A 17,877-nucleotide genomic window follows, 5' to 3' on the forward strand; every position below is an offset into this window, starting at 1 on the left:
AAGGTAGCCGGGGATGCCACATGAGCCGGGGCAGCGAAGTTTCCTCGCTCCCCGGCAGTTGGTGGGGCTTTAAGGGATCGTTTCCATGTTGCGGGACGTGATGACCACGACGCTGCCACCGCTGTCCAAGCTGCAGCCCAACAAACGGTTTTCTGGGGTATCCTCCCACAGTTTCGGCGCACCGTAAGCACAGTGCCCCAGGTCCGTGGTGAGGTGGCCACGGTTTCCGCCCTCGCCAGCCTGCCAGTCATGGTTAGCGTATTCATCCAGCAATTCCATGGCGTCATTGCAATTCGTGCCGTCCTCTTGCACGTAGACCAAACCGGTGTCTTCACCACGCGTACCGCTTTCACCGCACACCGTTCCGGTGTTGGCGATGCCATTCGCATCTGGCTTCGCTGGGAAGGTATCGGAGTAGTACTGGCCATCGTCCTTGACGGTGAAGTGGTGCCCGTTCGCCTTGACCACAAACTCGTTGCCACTGAGTGCTTCAAAGGTTCCACCGTCAAAGCTCACGGTCTCGCCCTCGTTGAGCGTTGCAACTTCGGTCGGTGTATAGAACTCAATGGCCCACACCGGGAAGAAGCCGCGGTCGCCGAGGTAGCTCACCGCGTTTGACCTCCAGCTCTGCATGACCGGCCCCGGATAAATTGGCGGATCGGCAAATTCGACCTTGCAGTTCGGGGCATCGGCCTCTTCGTGGATGAGGCAGAGGACGCGCCCATCCGGGCTCTTGACCGCTGGGATGGGGTTCGGAATCGTCGCTAGGTTGCCACCCGCCATAAAGTCCTGCGGATCGCGTTCCTTCAGGCCGCCGGGTTTGTCTTTATCGGGCTTGGCGCTGCTCGACGCCGCGGCCTCGGTAGAGCTACTGGAGGCAGATTCAGAACTGGCGGAGCTGGCTGAGTTCTGTTGAAACTGTGGCTCATCGCCCGCCGGCTCGCTCGTCGAAGAACACGAAGCCGCGGCGCAGGCCATGAGGGAGGCAGAAAGGATAGAGAGAAGCTTCTTCATAACAATCATCGTCCCACGAAATAGTGTTATGCCACTAGTTTTCCGAGTGTTTCGGGTCTTCGGGGTGTGCAGCGTCAAGAAGAATAACGCGACCGATACCGGATAAATCTTCGCAATGAATCCGACGTGCATACGGATTAGGTGTCTCAACGAATTCCGGTTCTCTGTGAGAGCACTTCCAGCCGTCAAGCTCCAGGATTCCCCGGGTGTTCACTTCTTTTATGTCCCACTCGTAGTTGACGTACTTGTCCACGATCTCCATTGCAGTCGTGCAATTCGTACCGTCTGTCTGCACAAAGACTTTCTGGCGTCCAAAATTGGTGTCGGTCTCGCCGCAGACAGTACCCACGGGCGCATAGCCATTGGTGTCCGGCTTCAGCGGATAAGTATCCGCCGAAAACTGGCCGCCGTCCTTCACTGTGAAATGGTGGTCTTGGACCTGAACCGTGAATTCATCCGCACTGGGGGCTTCAAAAATCACGCCGTTGATATCGACTTTCTCGCCTTCCTCCAGCTGCTGTGAAGGAACCTGGTCCCCGGCATCCACCACGCCCTTGGGGAAGAAACCGGCACCTTCTATATAGCTGACCATGTTTGCTTCCCATTGCGGGTTCTCGGGGTCAGGCAGGATGGGCGGGTTTTCAAAGCCAACGAAGCACCACGGCCCTTGAGAGCCCTCATGCAGAGAACACGACACCCTGCCGTCCGGGCTCCTCACTCCCCAGGCCACCGTGGTCTCATACCTGAACCCAGTGGCGCGGAAGTCCTCGGCATCGCGTTCTTTGAGGCCCGAAGGTTGAGAGCCAAACCCCGGCTCGCGATCTGTGGAATCGCTTTCTTCGGCGCTATCAGAGCTTTGCGCACTGCTTTGAGAACCCGAGGACTCCACAACTTCGAATCGATGAGTTTCCTGGGTTCCTTCATCAGAAGAACACGCAACCAAGCCAGCCGTTACAAGCGGCAGTGTGAGAAGAGAGAGAGTAGCTTTTTCATGCTTTGTATTGTTCCACGCAGGCAGGCCTCTCGCTGAGTGATGTGTGCTGCGGCGACAAACTGAAAGCACCGCCAAAACACGGCAACGCACAAGCCTTCGGCTGCGGGGCCGGTGGCTTGTGCGTTGCGCGCGGAATGTGCCGCGGGATGAACTGTGCTCGAGTTGGCTTAGGGCCTACTTCTCCGGCTTCACGATTGGGAAGAGCACGGTCTCACGGATTCCTAGGCCGGTCAGAGCCATAAGCAGGCGGTCCATGCCCATACCAGCGCCCGCTGTCGGCGGCATGCCCTGCTCCATGGCGGCGAGGAAGTCCTCATCCAAAACCATGGCTTCTTCATCGCCGCCAGCAGCCAAGCGGGCCTGGTCCTCGAAGCGCTCACGCTGGATTACGGGATCCACCAGCTCCGAGTAGCCGGTGGCCAGCTCGAAGCCGCGCACGTAAAGGTCCCACTTCTCCGTCACGCCTGGCTGCGAGCGGTGCTGACGGGTCAGCGGGGAGGTCTCAACCGGGAAGTTCTTCACAAAGATTGGGCCCTCAAGCTGGTCCTCGCAGAGCACCTCCCAGATCTCCTCCACCAGTTTGCCGTGGCCCCAGCCGCCGTTCTTCGGGACGTCGAGCCCGATGACGTCAGCAATCGCCTTGAGCTCCTCGACGGTGGAGTCGATGGTGACCTCCGGCTGGCCGGGGAACTTGCGCTGCAGAGCCTCGTTGAGGGAGGGGTACATTTCAATCTCCGGCCACTCTTCGCCACCGAAGTCATACTCAGTACCATCAGCCAAGGTGACGGTGGTGGAACCGAAGACCGCGCGGGCCACAGACTGGATGGACTCGCGGATAGTGCGGGCACAGTCGTTGTAGTCACCCCACGCCTCGTAGGTCTCCAGCATGGCAAACTCCGGGGAGTGGGAGCGGTCAACGCCCTCGTTACGGAAGTTGCGGTTGATCTCAAAGACGCGGTCGATGCCGCCGACCACAGCGCGCTTCAGGAAGAGCTCCGGAGCGATGCGCAGGTAGAGGTCAATGTCCAGGGCATTGGAGTGGGTCACGAACGGGCGGGCCGCCGCACCACCGTGGAGGGTCTGCAACATCGGGGTTTCGATCTCCACGAAGCCCTCATCTTCCAGGTAGTTGCGCAGCGCACGCATGACCTTCACGCGGGTCATGGCATTCTTGCGGGCCTCCTCGCGCACGATGAGGTCGTTGTAGCGCTGGCGCACGCGAGTTTCCTCGTTCATGTCCGCGAAGGAAACCGGAAGCGGGCGCAGGGACTTCGCCGCCATGGTCCACGTGGAGGCCATAACGGAGAGCTCGCCACGGCGCGAGGAAATGACGCGACCCCGCACGGAGATGAAATCACCCAGGTCAACGTCAGACTTCCACGCGGCGAGGCGCTCCTCCCCTACCTCTGCCAGCGACAGCATGGCCTGCACTTGGGTGCCATCGCCATCTTGCAAGGTGGCAAAGCAAAGCTTGCCGGTATTGCGCATGAAGATAAGGCGGCCGGCGATGGCTACCTCGACGTCAGTCTCCTCACCCGCGCTGAGGTAGGTGACGCCCTCTTCCGCGGCCGGCTCTTCGCCCTCGGCAACGACCTGGAACTGCTGGCGGAGATCCCGCAAGGAGATCGTGCGGTCTACGGTCACCGGATAGGGCTCGGTGCCGGACTCCAACAGTCGGGCGCGCTTCTCGCGGCGAATGCGCAGCTGCTCGGGGACGTCAGTAACTTCAGTATTCTTCTTCTCGCTCACGGTTGTCTAGGGTAGTCGATCCCTATACGCTGGCGCGATCCCGGTTCACAGAGTGTTCATCTAGCGGTTAGACAGGATCAACCGCGCGGTCATCTCAACCGTATTAACTCATGACGTCCGTTGCGACACTTCGTTGCGACATCCCCTTGCGCAACCAACGATTTTCGATTTTTGGAGCATAACTTTCATGGCACTCAACGGCCGTAATCTCTTGGCTAACATGTTCACCTCGTCTCGTTCTTCTCTTACCTGCACCTACAAGTGCGGTAATGCCTGTTTCGGCGAATGCGAGAACACCTCCGATAACCCTTACTTCGGCGACCAGTTCTCCCGCCGTACCGCCTTGCGTGCCGGTGGCTTGGCCGTCGTCGCCGTTGGTGGTTCCTCCGCCCTGGCTGCGTGTGCCGCACCAGACGAAAAGGATGCTGCAGCTGGCGGCGGCTCCTCCGACAAGACCAGCGAGGTCAAGGGCTCTGACATCGAGCTCACCTCCGCCGAGGGCATGCACTTTGAAGCCGTAGAGGCCAATACCAAGGATGAGGTCGTCATCCCGAAGGGCTATGAGCAGTCCGTTCTGATTGCCTGGGGTGACCCGGTCATCGAGGGCGCACCGGAATTCGACGTCAACAACCAGACCGCCGCGGATGCGGAGAAGCAGTTCGGCTTCAACAATGACTTCGCCGGCCTCATCGAGCACCCGGATGACAAGAACCGCATGATCTACATGTGCTCGCATGAGTACACCACCGAGCCGATGATGTTCCCGGACTACGACCCGGAGAACCCCACCGAGGAGCAGGTAAAGATCGGCTGGGCCGGCCACGGCCACACCATCCTCGAGGTCTCCAAGGTGAAGGGCTCCGGCGAACTCAAGCGCGAATTCGGCCCGCTCAACCGCCGCATTACCGCCACCACCCCGTTCACTCTGGTGGGCCCCGCTAAGGGCACCGACCTGGTGAAGACCTCCGCCGACCCGAAGGGTGAGAAGGTCCTGGGTACCCTCAACAACTGCTCCGGTGGCGTGACCCCGTGGAACACCATGCTCTCCGGCGAAGAGAACTTCGACCAGTACTTCGCAGGCGGTGACGTCAAGGACGACAAGGCCGCTGAGTCTCTCAAGCGCTTCGGCATCAAGGAGGGCCCGTCCGACCGTAAGTGGGAGAAGTACGATGACCGCTTCGATGTAACCAAGGAGCCGAACGAGCCGAGCCGCTTTGGCTGGCTCGTGGAGATCAACCCGCTAGATCCGAACTCCACCCCGGTCAAGCACACCGCTGTGGGCCGCTACAAGCACGAGGCCGGCAACATCCACATCACCAAGGATGGCACCGTGGTCTGCTACTCCGGCGATGACTCCCGCTTCGAGTACGTCTACAAGTTCGTCTCCTCCAAGAAGTACAAGGAAGGCGACCTGGAGCACAACATGACCATCCTGGACCACGGCACCCTGTACGTGGCCAAGATGGAAGGAAACTCCCCGGAGAAGGAGATCGACGGCTCCGGTGTCCTGCCGGAGGACGGTGCTTTCGACGGCAGCGGCGAGTGGGTCAAGCTGCTGACCTCCGATACGGAGAACAACAAGTTCGAGTCCCACGTAGACGGTATGTCCGCCGAAGAGGTAGCCATCTTCACCCGTGAGGCCGCCGATAAGGTGGGCGCCACCAAGATGGACCGCCCAGAGGACGTTGAGGTTCACCCGGAGACCGAGAAGATATACATCGCGCTGACCAACAACAAGTACCGCGGCGCCACCGGTGAGAACGCTAAGAAGAACAAGGAAGACGCCAAGGAATGGGCTCCGGTCAAGGAGAACAAGAACGGCCTGGTCATGGAGCTCGAGGATGACCACGCTGGCGAGAAGTTCACCTGGAACCTGTTCCTGGTCTGCGGTGACCCGCGTGAGGCCAGCACCTACTTCGGCGGCTTCGACAAGGAGAAGGTCTCCCCGATTTCCTGCCCGGATAACCTGGCCTTCGACAACCACGGCAACCTGTGGATCTCCACTGACGGCAACGCACTGGACTCCAACGACGGCCTTTACGCCGTGACCACCGAGGGCGAAACCCGCGGTGAGCTCAAGTGCTTCCTTACCGTTCCGGCGGGTGCGGAGACCTGTGGCCCTATCGTCGACGATGACCGCGTCATGGTCAACGTCCAGCACCCGGGCGAGGCTGACGACGCCACCTTTGAGAACGCCACCTCCCACTGGCCTGACGGCGGCAAGTCCACCCCGCGTCCGGCCGTGGTTGTGGTGTGGAAGAAGGACGGCAAGATCGGTTCTAAGTAAAGAACCTCCTCGGTGAGTAACGCCACCCACGCTACTCACCTGCTCGTCTTAGGACGAGCGCAGCTGGGCTTCGAGCACATCCTGCGCGAAGTCCCACAACGGGGTCTTTACCCCAGCTTTGGCGCCCATGCGTCGGATAGCTCCGACCTGGGCGTCAAGTTCGTTTGGTAGACCTTCTTTGATGTCGCGCTGCATGGAGGACGTGTTATCCGGGTGCTGCTGGCGGGCAAACTCCATGGTTTGCTCGACCACATTGTCAGGCAGGTCCACGCCAAGTGCACGTCCAACAGACTCGACTTCCCGCATGAAGGCCTCAAGCTGGCCGGGGATTTCCTGGCAAAGGTAGCCAATCGGTTTATCCACCAAGGCGCCCAGAGTGCCGGTAGGGGTAACGAACATGGCTTTCGACCAGACGTCGACAAGCGCTGCGTCGTGGAACTTGCTGGAGGCACCCGCCTCTTTCAGCGCGGCCGCCAGATCCTCACCTGTACGGCGCAGTGACTCCGGCGCATCAGCACTCAACGGACCAAAAGCCAAAGCCAAAGGCCCCGGATTGCGCTTGATCTGCGCCGGGCCCAGACGGGTGGCATAAACACGGGCAACCCCAGCAAGGATGTTTTCCTCCCCGAATTCCTCGGCCGCAAGGTACGGAATCTCGACCGAGTTGTGCGTGGTCACCACCGGGATACCCTGCAGGACCTCGCGGTCCTCCGCGCTGCCAAAGGTCTCATTGCCCGGCAGCGCCTTCGACGCGATAATCGCCACGTCCAGCCCACCCAAGAGCTCCTTGACCTCAGCAAAGGATTGCGCAGCCGGGACCTTAATAACCTCGGTGGTGGTGGGTTCCGCGTGGGCGTCGATCAGCGTCACGCCCGTCTCCCCCAGCACCCGCAAGGTCTCACCACGGGCGACGAAGGCGACGTCGTGACCCGCTGCTTTCAGTTTTCCGCCAAAGTATCCGCCGATGGCGCCTGCTCCCAGAATTCCAATCTTCATGTCTCCAACCTAACTGGTGGAGACCTGCGCCACAGACTTTTATCCGCACTGTTCTAAGTTTCGGAAGCCAATTCCCAACGGCACGCCCGCGTTATCGATGAGCCGCACCCCACCAATGGTGGCCGCGATAAAGAGGCGGGCATCGCCCTCTGCGGGTGGCTCCCCAAGGTCGCGCCCGCGCAGCTCCACGTATTCCGGCTCGACGCCCGCGGCAGTGAGCACCTCACGTGCCACACGGACGACTTCCTCGGCCCCGGACTCCGCCGCGTACGCGCCGGCGGTAAGTGCCGCTGACAATGCGCTGGCTTGCTCGCGTGCTTCAGGTGCCACGTCGGCATTGCGCAGGCTCATCACCACACCATCGGGCATGCGCACCGAGGGCACACCCTGCACACGCGCCCCGATGTGAAGGTCCGTAAAAGCTTGTTGGGTAGCCACGAGCAGCTCGTAGTCTTTCTCCCCCATGAACACATCACTGGGGCCAAGCGCACAGGTCAGCGCCACTATGCGGGTCAACTCCGCACAGACGTCTTCCATGCCGTGATCGGGTGCAAGGACCCGCGTGCGCTGGCTCTGCGTGCCATAGCGCCACACCACATCAACGCTGTCGAGGGCGGTGATGTCAGTGTCGTCGTCAACGGCGACGACAACCACGCTTCCGCGCACGCCCTGTGCTGCCTGCACTAAGGCAAGGTGCCCGGCGTGAATATCGCGGCCCAGCGGTACGAGCACCACGCGCTTGCCCGTCTTGCGGTAGGCGCTGCCCACCATGCGGATGCGCTCAATGTCCTCCACTAGGAGTTGTTCGGCCACGGCGCTTCCTTTCTTACTGCCCACAGTTCCAATTCTTCAATCTTTTCCTGCTCGCCCACAATCCGGGCAACGTCGCGGTAGTTGCGCGCCATGCCGAGCTCCACCGCGGCGGGGTAGGCATCGATAATGTCATCGGCGTCGAGGTCGAAGGAGCTGCCCATAAAATGTTCGATAATCTCCGCTTTTATCGACGCCCACACGGTGAGTGCACCGAGCATTTCCGCGTAGAACAGCCGCGCGGCTCGCTCGGCACGTTGTGCCTCAGGCACCGTTTCTGCGGTCTGGTGAATCTCTGAGAGCAACAATCTAATGACGGTATCCGCCACCTCATCGAGAGCGCCCACCGCGTAGGAGTCGCCCAGGGGAGCTGCGGCAATCGTCAGACACCCGCGCGTTTCCAGCTCATCAAGGGCTTCCACCCCAGCCAGCAATGAGGTGTGGATGACGATTTGCTTGGGGCGCACGTGCTTTTCGACGTCCCCCACCGCCCCCTCCAGCTCCCTCGCCGTCGCGGCGAGAATCAGCGCATCGAAGCGGTCCAGCTGGGCGGGGTCCTCAAGCTTCTCAATGGTGTGGCCAGCCATCTCCAGACGGAGGGCGAAGTTAATGCCGGCTCGGGAATTACCCCACACCGCCACACGCATGCGCGGAGCAGACATCTACTTCTTCACGTCCTTGTCCGGCTCCTGCTGTTGCTTACGGCGCGCCAAAAGCTCCGCGACGGACACCGCACCCTCACGGTGTTCATCGCTGCGGCGACGGCCACGGGTGCTGGGCTGTGCGCTGTCTGACTCCGGCTTGCGATGGCGGTGGTGCGGCTGTGCGGGGCCAGTATCCTCCTTGACGTGCTGCGCGCCCGCAGCACCCTGGTTCCACTGCACGGCCTGGAAGCTATCGGTCTTGAACTCCGGCGCCTTCGGCTGCGACTGAGCCTGAGGCTTCTGCTGCTGCGGATTCTGCTCGGTGCGCGCCTGCTGCTTCTCTGCCTTTACCTGCGGCTTCTCGGCCTTCGGCTGGGGCTGCGGTGCGCCCATAGGGCGAAACGCCGGAGGACGGCTCTGCGACGGCTGCGGTGCGCCGAACGGGGATGGTGCTGGGCGGGTGCCCTGCTGATCTGCGGGTTTCCCGGCGGGTTTCGCAGCAGGCTGCTGGGTGTTGGAACGGGCGTTATCCGCCAGCAGGTTATCCAGCGGATTGCTCACCGGGTGGGTCGGCTGCGAGCCGAGGCGGCCTGCCACGGCGTCGACAGACGGCGCTCCACCGGACTTCTGGGTGAAGTTCACGTTGGGGGCATCGCCACGCTCATCCACGCTCGCGCCGCCGGCCTTGCGCTCCAGCTCCTGGATGCGGCGAGCCTCCGCATACAGGGCGGCGGGCTCGTAGACCCACTCGCGCCCGGAGATCTCCTCGATTTGGGCGCGGATGGCTTCTAGCTCAGAGCGGATCTCCGCCAGGACCTGACTGTTGTCCGTAGTGGAAGCGCCGGAAGCGGTCAAAGTGGATGCAGCATGGGCGCGCTCTACTGCCAGAAGCTCCTTGGCCTCATGGGCCTGGCGGCGGTAGCGCACAACCAGGAAGAAGCCCAGCACCGCAGCCCACAGGGAGGCGAGCAAGGCGATCTTCAGCGCATTCGCCGAACCCGAAATCAGCATGACCAGGCTGGCAATCACCGCGAGGATGACCAAGACGATAAGCCCGATGGAACCCGCATCCGTCTTCGAACCGGTCTCAGAAGACTCCGCCGGCGTTGGTGGCTGAGAGTCCGGCTGCGCAGAAAATTGGGCCGTCGGATAATCGTCCGGGGCCGACTCGTGCTGGGGCTCAGAGGCGTGATGCGGGCTCGTCATGCCCACTAACTTACCGCTTGTGCCCCATCAGTTGGAGGTGGCACCTCGCAGTGTCGCTCCAGCACCACTCCGGCGACACACATCGCAGCACCACCCAGCGCAGAGGTCACCACCCCAGCCAGGTCACCAGCCGCCGCGACGAGCTCACCCGCACGAGGCACCACGTAAACTGCCATGCCTGCATAGGCCCCGCCCACGATGGCACCCGTCCACGCCGAGGCTTTGCCGACCAGCAAGAATTGCGCGATGGTCATGGGATTGAGCTGCGAGTTGTCCAGGCCGATGCCGTGCTCGTCCTCCTTGGCGCCGCGGACTTTAAGGGTCAACAGCACGCACACCAGCGCCATGGCCCACAGGGAAATCGACACCGTTGCCGGGATGGCCAGCATGGAGCCATAAAAGCGGGTGGTGAGGATGGCGGCCGCTGCGGCCACGAAGAGGGCTGTGCCGATGAGCGCGCCGATCGACGTCCTCGTCATTACTCCCCCAGTTCCTTCACCGCCGCGACCTCGTCCTCGTCGAGGTCGGCGATGAGTTCGCGCACCAGGGTGCCGTTAAGCTGCGCGTGCTCATCCGCGGCCAGCCACGGCACGAGCACAAAGGCGCGCTCGTGGGCATAAGGGTGCGGCAGAGTAAGTTCCGGGTCTTCGGAGGTCACGCCGTCTATCTGTACGATGTCCACGTCCAAGGTGCGCGGGCCCCAGTGCCGCACGCGCACACGCTCAGCGGCCTCCTCCAACTTCTGGCCGCGGCGCAGCAGCTCCAGCGGGGTGCAGTCCACGTCCACGATGAGCACCGCGTTGAGAAACTCATCCTGGTCAGTCACGCCCCACGGCGGGGTGGCATAGACCGGAGAGGCGGCGATGGTCTCATCGGCAAACTCGTCGAAGACGGTCTGTAGCAGCGCGCGGCGATCCTCCATGTTGGAGCCGATGGACAGCACGGCGCGCATTAGCCTGCCATCCTCTTCCGGGAGCGGCGTGCTACGACGGCCACGTCCGCGAAGGTGCGCGGGATGGGTGCCTTCGGCTTGTGGATGGTCACCTCGATGGCGTGGAGAATCTCGAAGCGCCGCATGGCGGTCTCGGCGACTTCTTCAGCCACCGTCTCGATGAGGTCCCGGGAGGGGCCTTCGACGATGTCTGCGGTGACGTCAGCAAGCTCGGCGTAATTCACCGTGCGGGACAGGTCATCCTCGATGCCCGCGGTGTCCAACCAGCAGGTGACATCCACGATGAAGGGCTGTCCTGTCTTCTTCTCTTCCTCGAAGACTCCGTGGTAGCCAAAGCACTCCAGGCCGGTGAGCTCGATGCGATCCGCCATGTTTTATGCCTTTCCCAAAGAAGTGGACACCACTGTTCCGCCGTCCGCGCCGTTGGCGTAGCTGCCGGAGGCATGCGCGCCACCGGTGTAGGATGCGCCCGCGTTCCACGCCGCGGCAACGTCCACGGCATCGCGCGAGACATCCACCTCGTGCACGCGCACGCCCCAGGCGCCCATCTGCGCGGAGATGGCGGTCACGGCCGCGGTGGCCGGGTCCGCGAGCAGCGGGCTGGACTCGGCACCGCGATCCCCCCGGATGGCGGCGAGGAAGCGCTTGCGGGAGGCTCCCACCAACAGCGGGAATTCGCCCTGGAGGAACTCCGGCAAGGCCTTGAGCAAAGCCCAGTTATCTTGTGGGGACTTGGCAAAGCCCAGGCCCGGATCCACGACGATATTGTCGTGGCTGACACCTGCTTGCAGGGCGCTATCGGCCAGCTTCGCCAAGGATTCGTGGACATCGCGCACAACATCCCCGCCGTGGTCGGCCACTCCGGCCGCGCTGCCGAATTGGACGGTGCGCCAGTGCATGAGGCACACCGGTAGGCCGGTTTCCGCCATGGCGCGGTACATGTCCGGGTCGGCGGCACCACCGGAGACGTCATTGATCATGTCGACGCCGGCCTCCGCAGCGGCTTTGGCAACCGAGGCCCGCATCGTATCCACGGAGGTCTTAATCCCCTCCTCGTGCAGCGCCTTGATGACGGGCACGACGCGGCTCTCTTCCTCCTCGGCAGCCACGCGCACCGCGCCCGGGCGGGTGGACTCGCCGCCGACATCGATCATGTCCGCGCCGGATTCCACGAGGTGGCGGGCGTGGTTGAGCGCATCGTCGATGTTGATCCAGCGCCCGCCATCGGAGAAGGAATCCTCCGTGACGTTGACGATGCCCATGACCAGCGTGCGGCCGGGAACAGTGAGATCGCTGACTGCCATTGCTGCTAGCTCCTAATCAGGCTCATGACCTCCGCGCGGGAGGCCGCATTCTTCTTAAATCCGCCGCGCACCGCGGAGGTTGTCGTGGTCGCCCCCGGCTTGCGGATGCCGCGCATGGCCATGCACAGGTGCTCGCACTCGATGACGACGATGACGGACTGCGCGTGGAGGACCTCCACCAGTGCATCGGCGATCTGGCTCGTGAGGCGCTCCTGCACCTGCGGGCGCTTGGCGTACATGTCCGCCAGGCGAGCCAGCTTGGACAGTCCAGTGACGTGGCCGTCGGGACCGGGGATGTAGCCGATGTGCGCCGTGCCGTAGAAGGGCACGAGGTGATGCTCGCACGTGGAGTAGATGGGAATATCACGCACCAGGACAAGCTCTTGGTGCTCCTCGGCAAAGGTCTTGTGCAGGACCTCAGTCGGATCCTGGTGGAGTCCTGCGAAGACCTCGGCATAGGCGCGGGCCACGCGGGCCGGGGTCTCGCGCAGGCCCTCGCGGTCGGGGTCCTCGCCCACGGCGATGAGCAGCTCACGGACGGCGGCTTCGGCGCGTTCGTGATCGAACTCGCGCTGCGCCGGGATGTTATCGCTCATTGTTCTGGCCGTCCTTGTATGGGTTGTTGCGGTATTCGTTCTCTCCCCAGCCGGGTGCTCCCCAGGAGTGATCCTCCGGCTTGGCATGGCGGCCGCGGCGTTCCGGTTCGCGCGGTTGCGGCTGGGCTTCCGGCTGCGGTGCAGCGGCATTCGGCACACGCGGAATCTCTTGGGTGTCCTCGTGGCTAGGGCCGGCCTGTTCTGGGGCCACGGTCTCCCCTTGCGCCCCATCGCTGGCGGCCTCGTCTGCGCTGAGCTCGCGGCCGGTGGGCTCGGTGATATCGGACTCGCCGAAGAAGGTATTGCCCTTCTCCGGATCCACAAAGTCGCCTGCGTGCTGGCCAAAGCTGAAGCCGATCTCCTCGACCGGCGCCGCCGATGTCGCGGCGGCAGTCTCGTCGCCGTTCTTCTTCGCGCGCTCGAGCTCCGCGTGGCGGCGCTCGCGGGCGGCACGGGAGGCGTCGAGAAGCGTCATGCGCTTCGGCAACTCCTCGCCGCGCTCCTGGGCCAGCTCGACCGGGGTCTTCACCGGCTCGCGGCCAGCCTGGCGCGGGAAGCGGGCGTCCTCGTTCGGGAAGACGTCGAAAGCCTCGCGCGGCTCAATGCCTTCGAAGATGCCCTCGAGGTCCGGGCGGCGCAGGGTTTCCTTCTCCAAGAGCATCTCGGCGAGCTTATCCAGGTAGTCGCGGTGCTCGGACAGGATGTCATAGGCCTGCTGGTGCGCGCGGTCCAGCAGGTAGGCCATCTGCTCATCAATCTTGGCGGCCACGGCATCCGAATAGTCGATGGAGCCACCGCCGCCGGCGGCATAGGCGAAGGGATCGCCCTGTTCCTTGCCGTACTTGACGGTTCCCAAATCCGGGCTGAAGCCATACTCGGTAATCATGGAGCGCGCGATCTTGGTGGCGTGCTCAATATCCGAAGAAGCGCCGGTGGTGGGTGCTCCGAACACGAGCTCTTCCGCGGCGCGCCCGCCCATGGCAAAGACGAGGCGTGAGAACAACTCATCGCGGGTGTACATGCCCTTATCGTCTTCCTGCGCGGTCATGGCATGGCCGCCGGTGCGGCCGCGGGCCAAGATGGTCACCTTGTAGACGCGCTCGATATCCTTCAGCGCCCACGCGGACAGGGTGTGGCCGCCCTCGTGGTAGGAGGTGACCTTCTTCTCATGTTCGGAGATGATCTTGCCCTGGCGGCGCGGGCCGCCGACGACGCGGTCGGTGGCCTCCTCCAGCGCGTCATAGGTAATGACGTTGCCGCCGATGCGGGCGGTGAGCAGGGCGGCCTCGTTGAGCACGTTGGCTAGGTCCGCGCCGGACATACCGGCGGTGCGCTTGGCCAGCTGCGCCACATCCACTTCCTTAGCCAGCGGCTTGTCCTTGGCGTGCACGCGCAGGATTTGCTCGCGGCCGGCCAGGTCCGGGTTGGTCACCGGGATCTGGCGGTCGAAGCGTCCCGGGCGCAGAAGCGCCGGGTCCAGAATGTCGGGGCGGTTGGTCGCGGCGATGAGGATGACGCCTTCGCGGTCACCGAAACCATCCATCTCCACGAGCAGCTGGTTCAGCGTCTGCTCGCGCTCATCATGGCCACCGCCGGTGCCGGAACCACGCTGGCGACCCACAGCGTCAATCTCATCGACGAAGATGATGCACGGGCTGTTCTGCTTGGCCTGCTTGAACAGGTCACGCACGCGGGAGGCACCCACGCCGACGAACATCTCCACGAAGTCGGAACCAGAAATGGAATAGAAAGGCACGCCGGCCTCGCCCGCGACCGCGCGGGCCAGAAGGGTCTTACCGGTACCCGGCGGGCCATAAAGCAGCACGCCGCGCGGGATCTTTGCGCCCAGCTCATGGTAGCGCTCCGGATCATCCAGGAAGTCCTTGATTTCCTGCAGCTCATCCACAGCTTCATCCGCGCCGGCCACATCCGCGAAGGTGTTGGTAGGCATGTCCTTGGTCAGCTCCTTCGCCTTAGAACCACCAATGCCGAACATGCCGCCCGCGCCCTGCTGCATGCGGGTCATCATCCAGAACAGCAGTGCGAAGAGAATCAGCATCGGCAGCAGGAAGCTGATCACGGAGCCAATGAAGGAATCCTGTGTGACCTTGGTCTGGTACTTATCCGCACCGGAATCCTTCACCGCGTTGAAGACCTGCTCGGAGGCGCGTGCCGGGTACTTGGCAATGACCTCTTCGATGCCCTCCTGCTCTTCTACCGTCACCGGTTCCCTGAGCTTGAGGCGCACCTGCTGCTCGCGGTCATCGATCTGCGCTTCCTCGACGTTCTGATCCGCCAGCTGCTGCATGGCCACCGAGGTGTCAACCTGCTTGAAGCTGCGGGCATCATTGCTAAAGAACGTAAAGGCGTACAGCAGAATGAGAACGAGGCCCGCGATCGAGCCATAGCGAATGATGTTCTTATTTTTCATTAATTACCTTGCGAATTCGAGGCCTCATGGTGAGAGGACAAGAAAAGACTAGTCGTTGCTGTAGACCGCGGGGTCCAGCGTGCCCACGAAAGGAAGATCGCGATAGCGCTCCGCGAAATCCAGGCCATAACCCACGACGAACTCGTTAGGGATGTCAAAGCCCACGTCAAAAAGATCCAGCTCCGCCTTGACTACTTCGGGCTTGCGCAGCAGCGTGACCACTTCCAGGGAACGCGGCTGCCGGCCCTGCAGGTTGCGGATGAGCCAGGACAAGGTCAGGCCGGAGTCGATGATGTCCTCCACGATGAGCACATCGCGGCCCTCGATATCGCGGTCCAGATCTTTTAGAATCCGCACCACTCCCGAGGAGGAAGCCGAGTTACCGTAGGACGAGACCGCCATGAACTCCAGCTGGGAGGGGATGCTGAGCTTGCGGGCGAAGTCCGTCAGGAAGAAGACCGCGCCTTTGAGCACGCAGACCAAGATGAGGTCCTCGTCGGTGTTGCGGTATTTCTCGGCAACGCGGTCCGCCATCTCCTGGATGCGCGCCTGAAGATCGTCTTCGGCGATGAGAACGTTTTTGATGTCCTCTCCGTAGGGGTGGGCGGGGACGGCTGATTCATGGGTGTCGTGCACGTGAGCGCTCCTTTGCTGACCGAGGCAATAGTGACAGTTTGCCACCAACGCGTGCTACTTCCAACCTTGTACCTTTCTTTTCTCCGCGGACGGCGACGGGGCCTTGTCCATGCCATTGCGCGCACAGGGCATCGATGCCGCGCACTGCCTCGCGAGTAACCTCCACTCCTTCCTCCCGCAGCCACGCGGCGATCGCCCGGCGGCGCTTCGGTTCTGGAAGAACGGCCAGCTCGGTGCAGTCGGTGGTGGGGTGGGTGCTGAGGAGGGCGTCGTCAAGCGCGGCGTCGTGGGCTGCCTGGGCTAGGGCCGGGACGGGGTCTCCACCCACGATCTCCTGCAGTCGCGGGAGGATCTCGCGGCGCAGTGCTACGCGGCGGAAGGCCAGGTCCTGGTTCTGGGGGTCCTGCCAGACCTCCAGCCCCAGCTCCGCGCAAGCGGCCTCGGTCTGGGCGCGGCGCACGCTCAGTAGGGGCCGCAGGATGCGTACACCTTCAACCGCGGAGCGCTCGCGCATGCCCGCCACCCTCCCGCGGAGGGCGCTGAGCAGCAGGGTTTCAGCCTGGTCATCTGCGGTATGCGCCACCGCCACCTCAGCCCAAGGCGCGAAGGCACGGTACCGGGCGGCGCGGGCTTCGGCCTCGACGGAGCCTTGCTTGGCGACGTCCACCCGCAACACCTCCGCTCCCGCCCCCAAGGCGCGGGCCTGCTCAGCAGCCCGGCGCGCCTGCGCGGCCGAGCCTTCCTGCAGACCGTGGTCGACGCACAGCGCTGTCACCTCGTGCCCCTCCGCGAGGAGTGCTGCGGTCAGCGCCAAGGAATCGGCACCGCCGGATAGACCCACTGCTATGGCGCGGGGTTGCTCACCCACCACAGCGCGGGCGGCGACGCGGCAGGCCAAGAAGTTGGGGCTTTTACGTGGCCAAAAAGGTTTCTTAGAAGTCATGAAGTGCGGCGGCGAGGGCGTCTTGGGCCTGACGGGCGGAGGTGACTTCGCCGTCGTTGACCAGGAAGGCGAAGGCGTAGACGCGGCCCGACTGGCCCTGGGCGGTACCGGTCAGCGCGGAAGTTCCCGTGAGGGTGCCGGTCTTGGCGCGAACAAATCCGCGCGCAGAAGAATCGTGATAGCGCTCATAGAGGGTTCCTTCGCCACCGGCAAGAGGGAGGTAGCCCAAGAGCGGGCGAAGCTCGTCGGTGGCTACGGCTTGGTCCGCGATGTGGGCGAGGAGCCCAGCGGGAATGCGGTTATCGCGGGAGAGGCCGGAGCCGTCCTTGAGGGTGACGCCGTTGACGTCGATGCCGGCGCCGCGCAGCTCGTCGAGGATGGCCATCGTGGCGCCGTCGAAGCTTGCTTCCGTGCCCTGGCCGACGGCCAGCTCGCGGGCGATGGCCTCCGCCATGACGTTGTCTGAATACTTTATTGCTTCCTGGGCGCGCAGGGCCAGTGGCTCGGACTCGCTGGTGCCGAGGACCTCGGAATTCTCGGGGGCTGAGCTTAAGTCGGCTTTGTCGGCGCCCAGGCGGGCGGCCAGCGCGCGGGCTACATCGAGGGCAGGCTCGTGGGAGCGCGGAACGTCGCCGGTCTTTTCCCCAATGCGCCCGCCATAGAGCATGGCAGGCTGGATGGGAGCGACATAGCCGCCATCGATATTGTCATCGTCCCAGCCTGGTGCCTGGTCGGGACCGGCCCAGATGGAGGTGTCGATGGAGACTCGCGTGACGGTATCCATCTTCTGCTGGATCTGTTCCGCCAGCTCATCGAGGCGCTCGTCCGTCAGCCAGACATCGCCGGCGGCCTTGATAACAACTTCGCCCTCGTGCGCACCTGCGACCACCTCGGTGGTGAGGCGCTCTTCCTCATCGAGAGCGAGTGTTGCTGCGGCGAGGGTGAGGACCTTAGTAGCGGAGGCCGGGGTCAGCGGCTTCGCGGGCTCGCGCTCCCACAGCACCTCGTGGGTGGTGGTGTCGATGACCTGCCCGCCGAAAGTAGCTAGAGCCTTGTCTTTGCCCAGCTCATCCAACCTGGCTTTGAGCGCAACGGCGTCGATATCGCCGGGCTCGACGGGCTGGACAAGTGTTGTGGGTTCTTCCTGCTTATAGGGCTGGCCGTGGTCCAGGTGATCGTAGGTGCGCTGGATTTCTACGCCCACGGCGGCCGTCGCCGCCACGGCACCAGCCGTGACGAGGGCCGCAGTACTCCACCAGACATGCTTAGCTTTCATCGCCCTTTAGACTAGCGCGGTAGACTAAGCGGAGCACAT

17 protein-coding genes are annotated in these 17,877 nt (G+C 63.2%); 1 reads left to right on the top strand and 16 read right to left on the bottom strand.

Features of this window, described 5'->3' with window-relative positions:
• Positions 1 to 69: 69 nt before the first annotated feature.
• The 3 genes from CAURIM_RS11165 to lysS all read right to left on the bottom strand — a co-directional run bounded on the left by CAURIM_RS11165 (position 70) and on the right by lysS (position 3,757).
• Positions 70 to 1,014 (bottom strand): hypothetical protein, encoded by a 945-nt coding sequence (locus CAURIM_RS11165; RefSeq protein WP_070446070.1) that lies wholly within the window; start codon positions 1,012 to 1,014, stop codon positions 70 to 72.
• A 34-nt stretch (positions 1,015 to 1,048) separates the two neighbouring features.
• Positions 1,049 to 2,083: a hypothetical protein gene (locus CAURIM_RS11170; protein WP_201829096.1), complete on the bottom strand. Its 1,035-nt coding sequence runs from the start codon at positions 2,081 to 2,083 to the stop codon at positions 1,049 to 1,051.
• 99 nt (positions 2,084 to 2,182) lie between these two features.
• On the bottom strand, positions 2,183 to 3,757 hold the full coding sequence (lysS, locus tag CAURIM_RS11175; protein WP_070730137.1) for a lysine--tRNA ligase: 1,575 nt from the start codon (positions 3,755 to 3,757) through the stop codon (positions 2,183 to 2,185).
• A gap of 187 nt (positions 3,758 to 3,944) precedes the next feature.
• Here lysS and CAURIM_RS11180 point away from each other — a divergent pair, with 187 nt between their 5' ends.
• The gene (locus CAURIM_RS11180; protein WP_070645551.1) at positions 3,945 to 6,044 is read left to right on the top strand and encodes a PhoX family protein; all 2,100 of its coding nucleotides are present in this window, start codon (positions 3,945 to 3,947) and stop codon (positions 6,042 to 6,044) included.
• Between the two features lie 48 nt (positions 6,045 to 6,092).
• Here the strand turns inward: CAURIM_RS11180 and CAURIM_RS11185 are convergent, their stop codons facing one another.
• From CAURIM_RS11185 to dacB, 13 genes are read right to left on the bottom strand one after another with little or no spacing between them, the layout of a single operon-like run.
• On the bottom strand, positions 6,093 to 7,040 hold the full coding sequence (locus CAURIM_RS11185; protein WP_201829094.1) for a 2-dehydropantoate 2-reductase: 948 nt from the start codon (positions 7,038 to 7,040) through the stop codon (positions 6,093 to 6,095).
• Between the two features lie 39 nt (positions 7,041 to 7,079).
• Positions 7,080 to 7,811, bottom strand: coding sequence for a pantoate--beta-alanine ligase (locus CAURIM_RS11190; RefSeq protein ID WP_201829495.1), 732 nt, complete (start codon positions 7,809 to 7,811; stop codon positions 7,080 to 7,082).
• Between the two features lie 23 nt (positions 7,812 to 7,834).
• Entirely contained in the window at positions 7,835 to 8,512 is a 678-nt protein-coding gene (locus CAURIM_RS11195) for a 6PGD fold domain-containing protein (RefSeq protein WP_083276450.1), read from the bottom strand.
• Positions 8,513 to 9,700 carry a DUF6779 domain-containing protein gene (locus CAURIM_RS11200; protein WP_201829092.1) on the bottom strand — a complete coding sequence of 396 codons (1,188 nt, stop codon included), beginning with the start codon at positions 9,698 to 9,700 and terminating at the stop codon, positions 8,513 to 8,515. It abuts the gene before it with no gap.
• A 5-nt stretch (positions 9,701 to 9,705) separates the two neighbouring features.
• Positions 9,706 to 10,179, bottom strand: coding sequence for a DUF3180 domain-containing protein (locus CAURIM_RS11205; RefSeq protein WP_070445901.1), 474 nt, complete (start codon positions 10,177 to 10,179; stop codon positions 9,706 to 9,708).
• A complete protein-coding gene (folK, locus tag CAURIM_RS11210) occupies positions 10,179 to 10,652 on the bottom strand; it encodes a 2-amino-4-hydroxy-6-hydroxymethyldihydropteridine diphosphokinase (protein WP_070711574.1) in 474 nt (157 codons plus the stop codon). The genes CAURIM_RS11205 and folK overlap by 1 nt, the downstream gene beginning before the upstream one ends.
• Positions 10,652 to 11,023 (bottom strand): dihydroneopterin aldolase, encoded by a 372-nt coding sequence (gene folB / locus CAURIM_RS11215; protein ID WP_070445894.1) that lies wholly within the window; start codon positions 11,021 to 11,023, stop codon positions 10,652 to 10,654. The genes folK and folB overlap by 1 nt, the downstream gene beginning before the upstream one ends.
• Positions 11,024 to 11,026: 3 nt before the next feature.
• Positions 11,027 to 11,956 carry a dihydropteroate synthase gene (folP, locus tag CAURIM_RS11220; RefSeq protein ID WP_201829090.1) on the bottom strand — a complete coding sequence of 310 codons (930 nt, stop codon included), beginning with the start codon at positions 11,954 to 11,956 and terminating at the stop codon, positions 11,027 to 11,029.
• Positions 11,957 to 11,961: 5 nt separating this feature from the next.
• A complete protein-coding gene (folE, locus tag CAURIM_RS11225; protein ID WP_201829088.1) occupies positions 11,962 to 12,552 on the bottom strand; it encodes a GTP cyclohydrolase I FolE in 591 nt (196 codons plus the stop codon).
• Entirely contained in the window at positions 12,542 to 14,983 is a 2,442-nt protein-coding gene (gene ftsH / locus CAURIM_RS11230) for an ATP-dependent zinc metalloprotease FtsH (protein ID WP_201829086.1), read from the bottom strand. The genes folE and ftsH overlap by 11 nt, the downstream gene beginning before the upstream one ends.
• A gap of 48 nt (positions 14,984 to 15,031) precedes the next feature.
• On the bottom strand, positions 15,032 to 15,619 hold the full coding sequence (gene hpt / locus CAURIM_RS11235) for a hypoxanthine phosphoribosyltransferase (protein WP_070645541.1): 588 nt from the start codon (positions 15,617 to 15,619) through the stop codon (positions 15,032 to 15,034).
• A complete protein-coding gene (gene tilS / locus CAURIM_RS11240) occupies positions 15,603 to 16,562 on the bottom strand; it encodes a tRNA lysidine(34) synthetase TilS (RefSeq protein ID WP_201829084.1) in 960 nt (319 codons plus the stop codon). The genes hpt and tilS overlap by 17 nt, the downstream gene beginning before the upstream one ends.
• A complete protein-coding gene (dacB, locus tag CAURIM_RS11245; protein WP_201829082.1) occupies positions 16,552 to 17,838 on the bottom strand; it encodes a D-alanyl-D-alanine carboxypeptidase/D-alanyl-D-alanine endopeptidase in 1,287 nt (428 codons plus the stop codon). The genes tilS and dacB overlap by 11 nt, the downstream gene beginning before the upstream one ends.
• Positions 17,839 to 17,877: the final 39 nt, after the last annotated feature.

It is taken from the genome of Corynebacterium aurimucosum (genome assembly GCF_030408555.1).
Classification (GTDB): Bacteria; Actinomycetota; Actinomycetes; order Mycobacteriales; family Mycobacteriaceae; genus Corynebacterium; species Corynebacterium aurimucosum.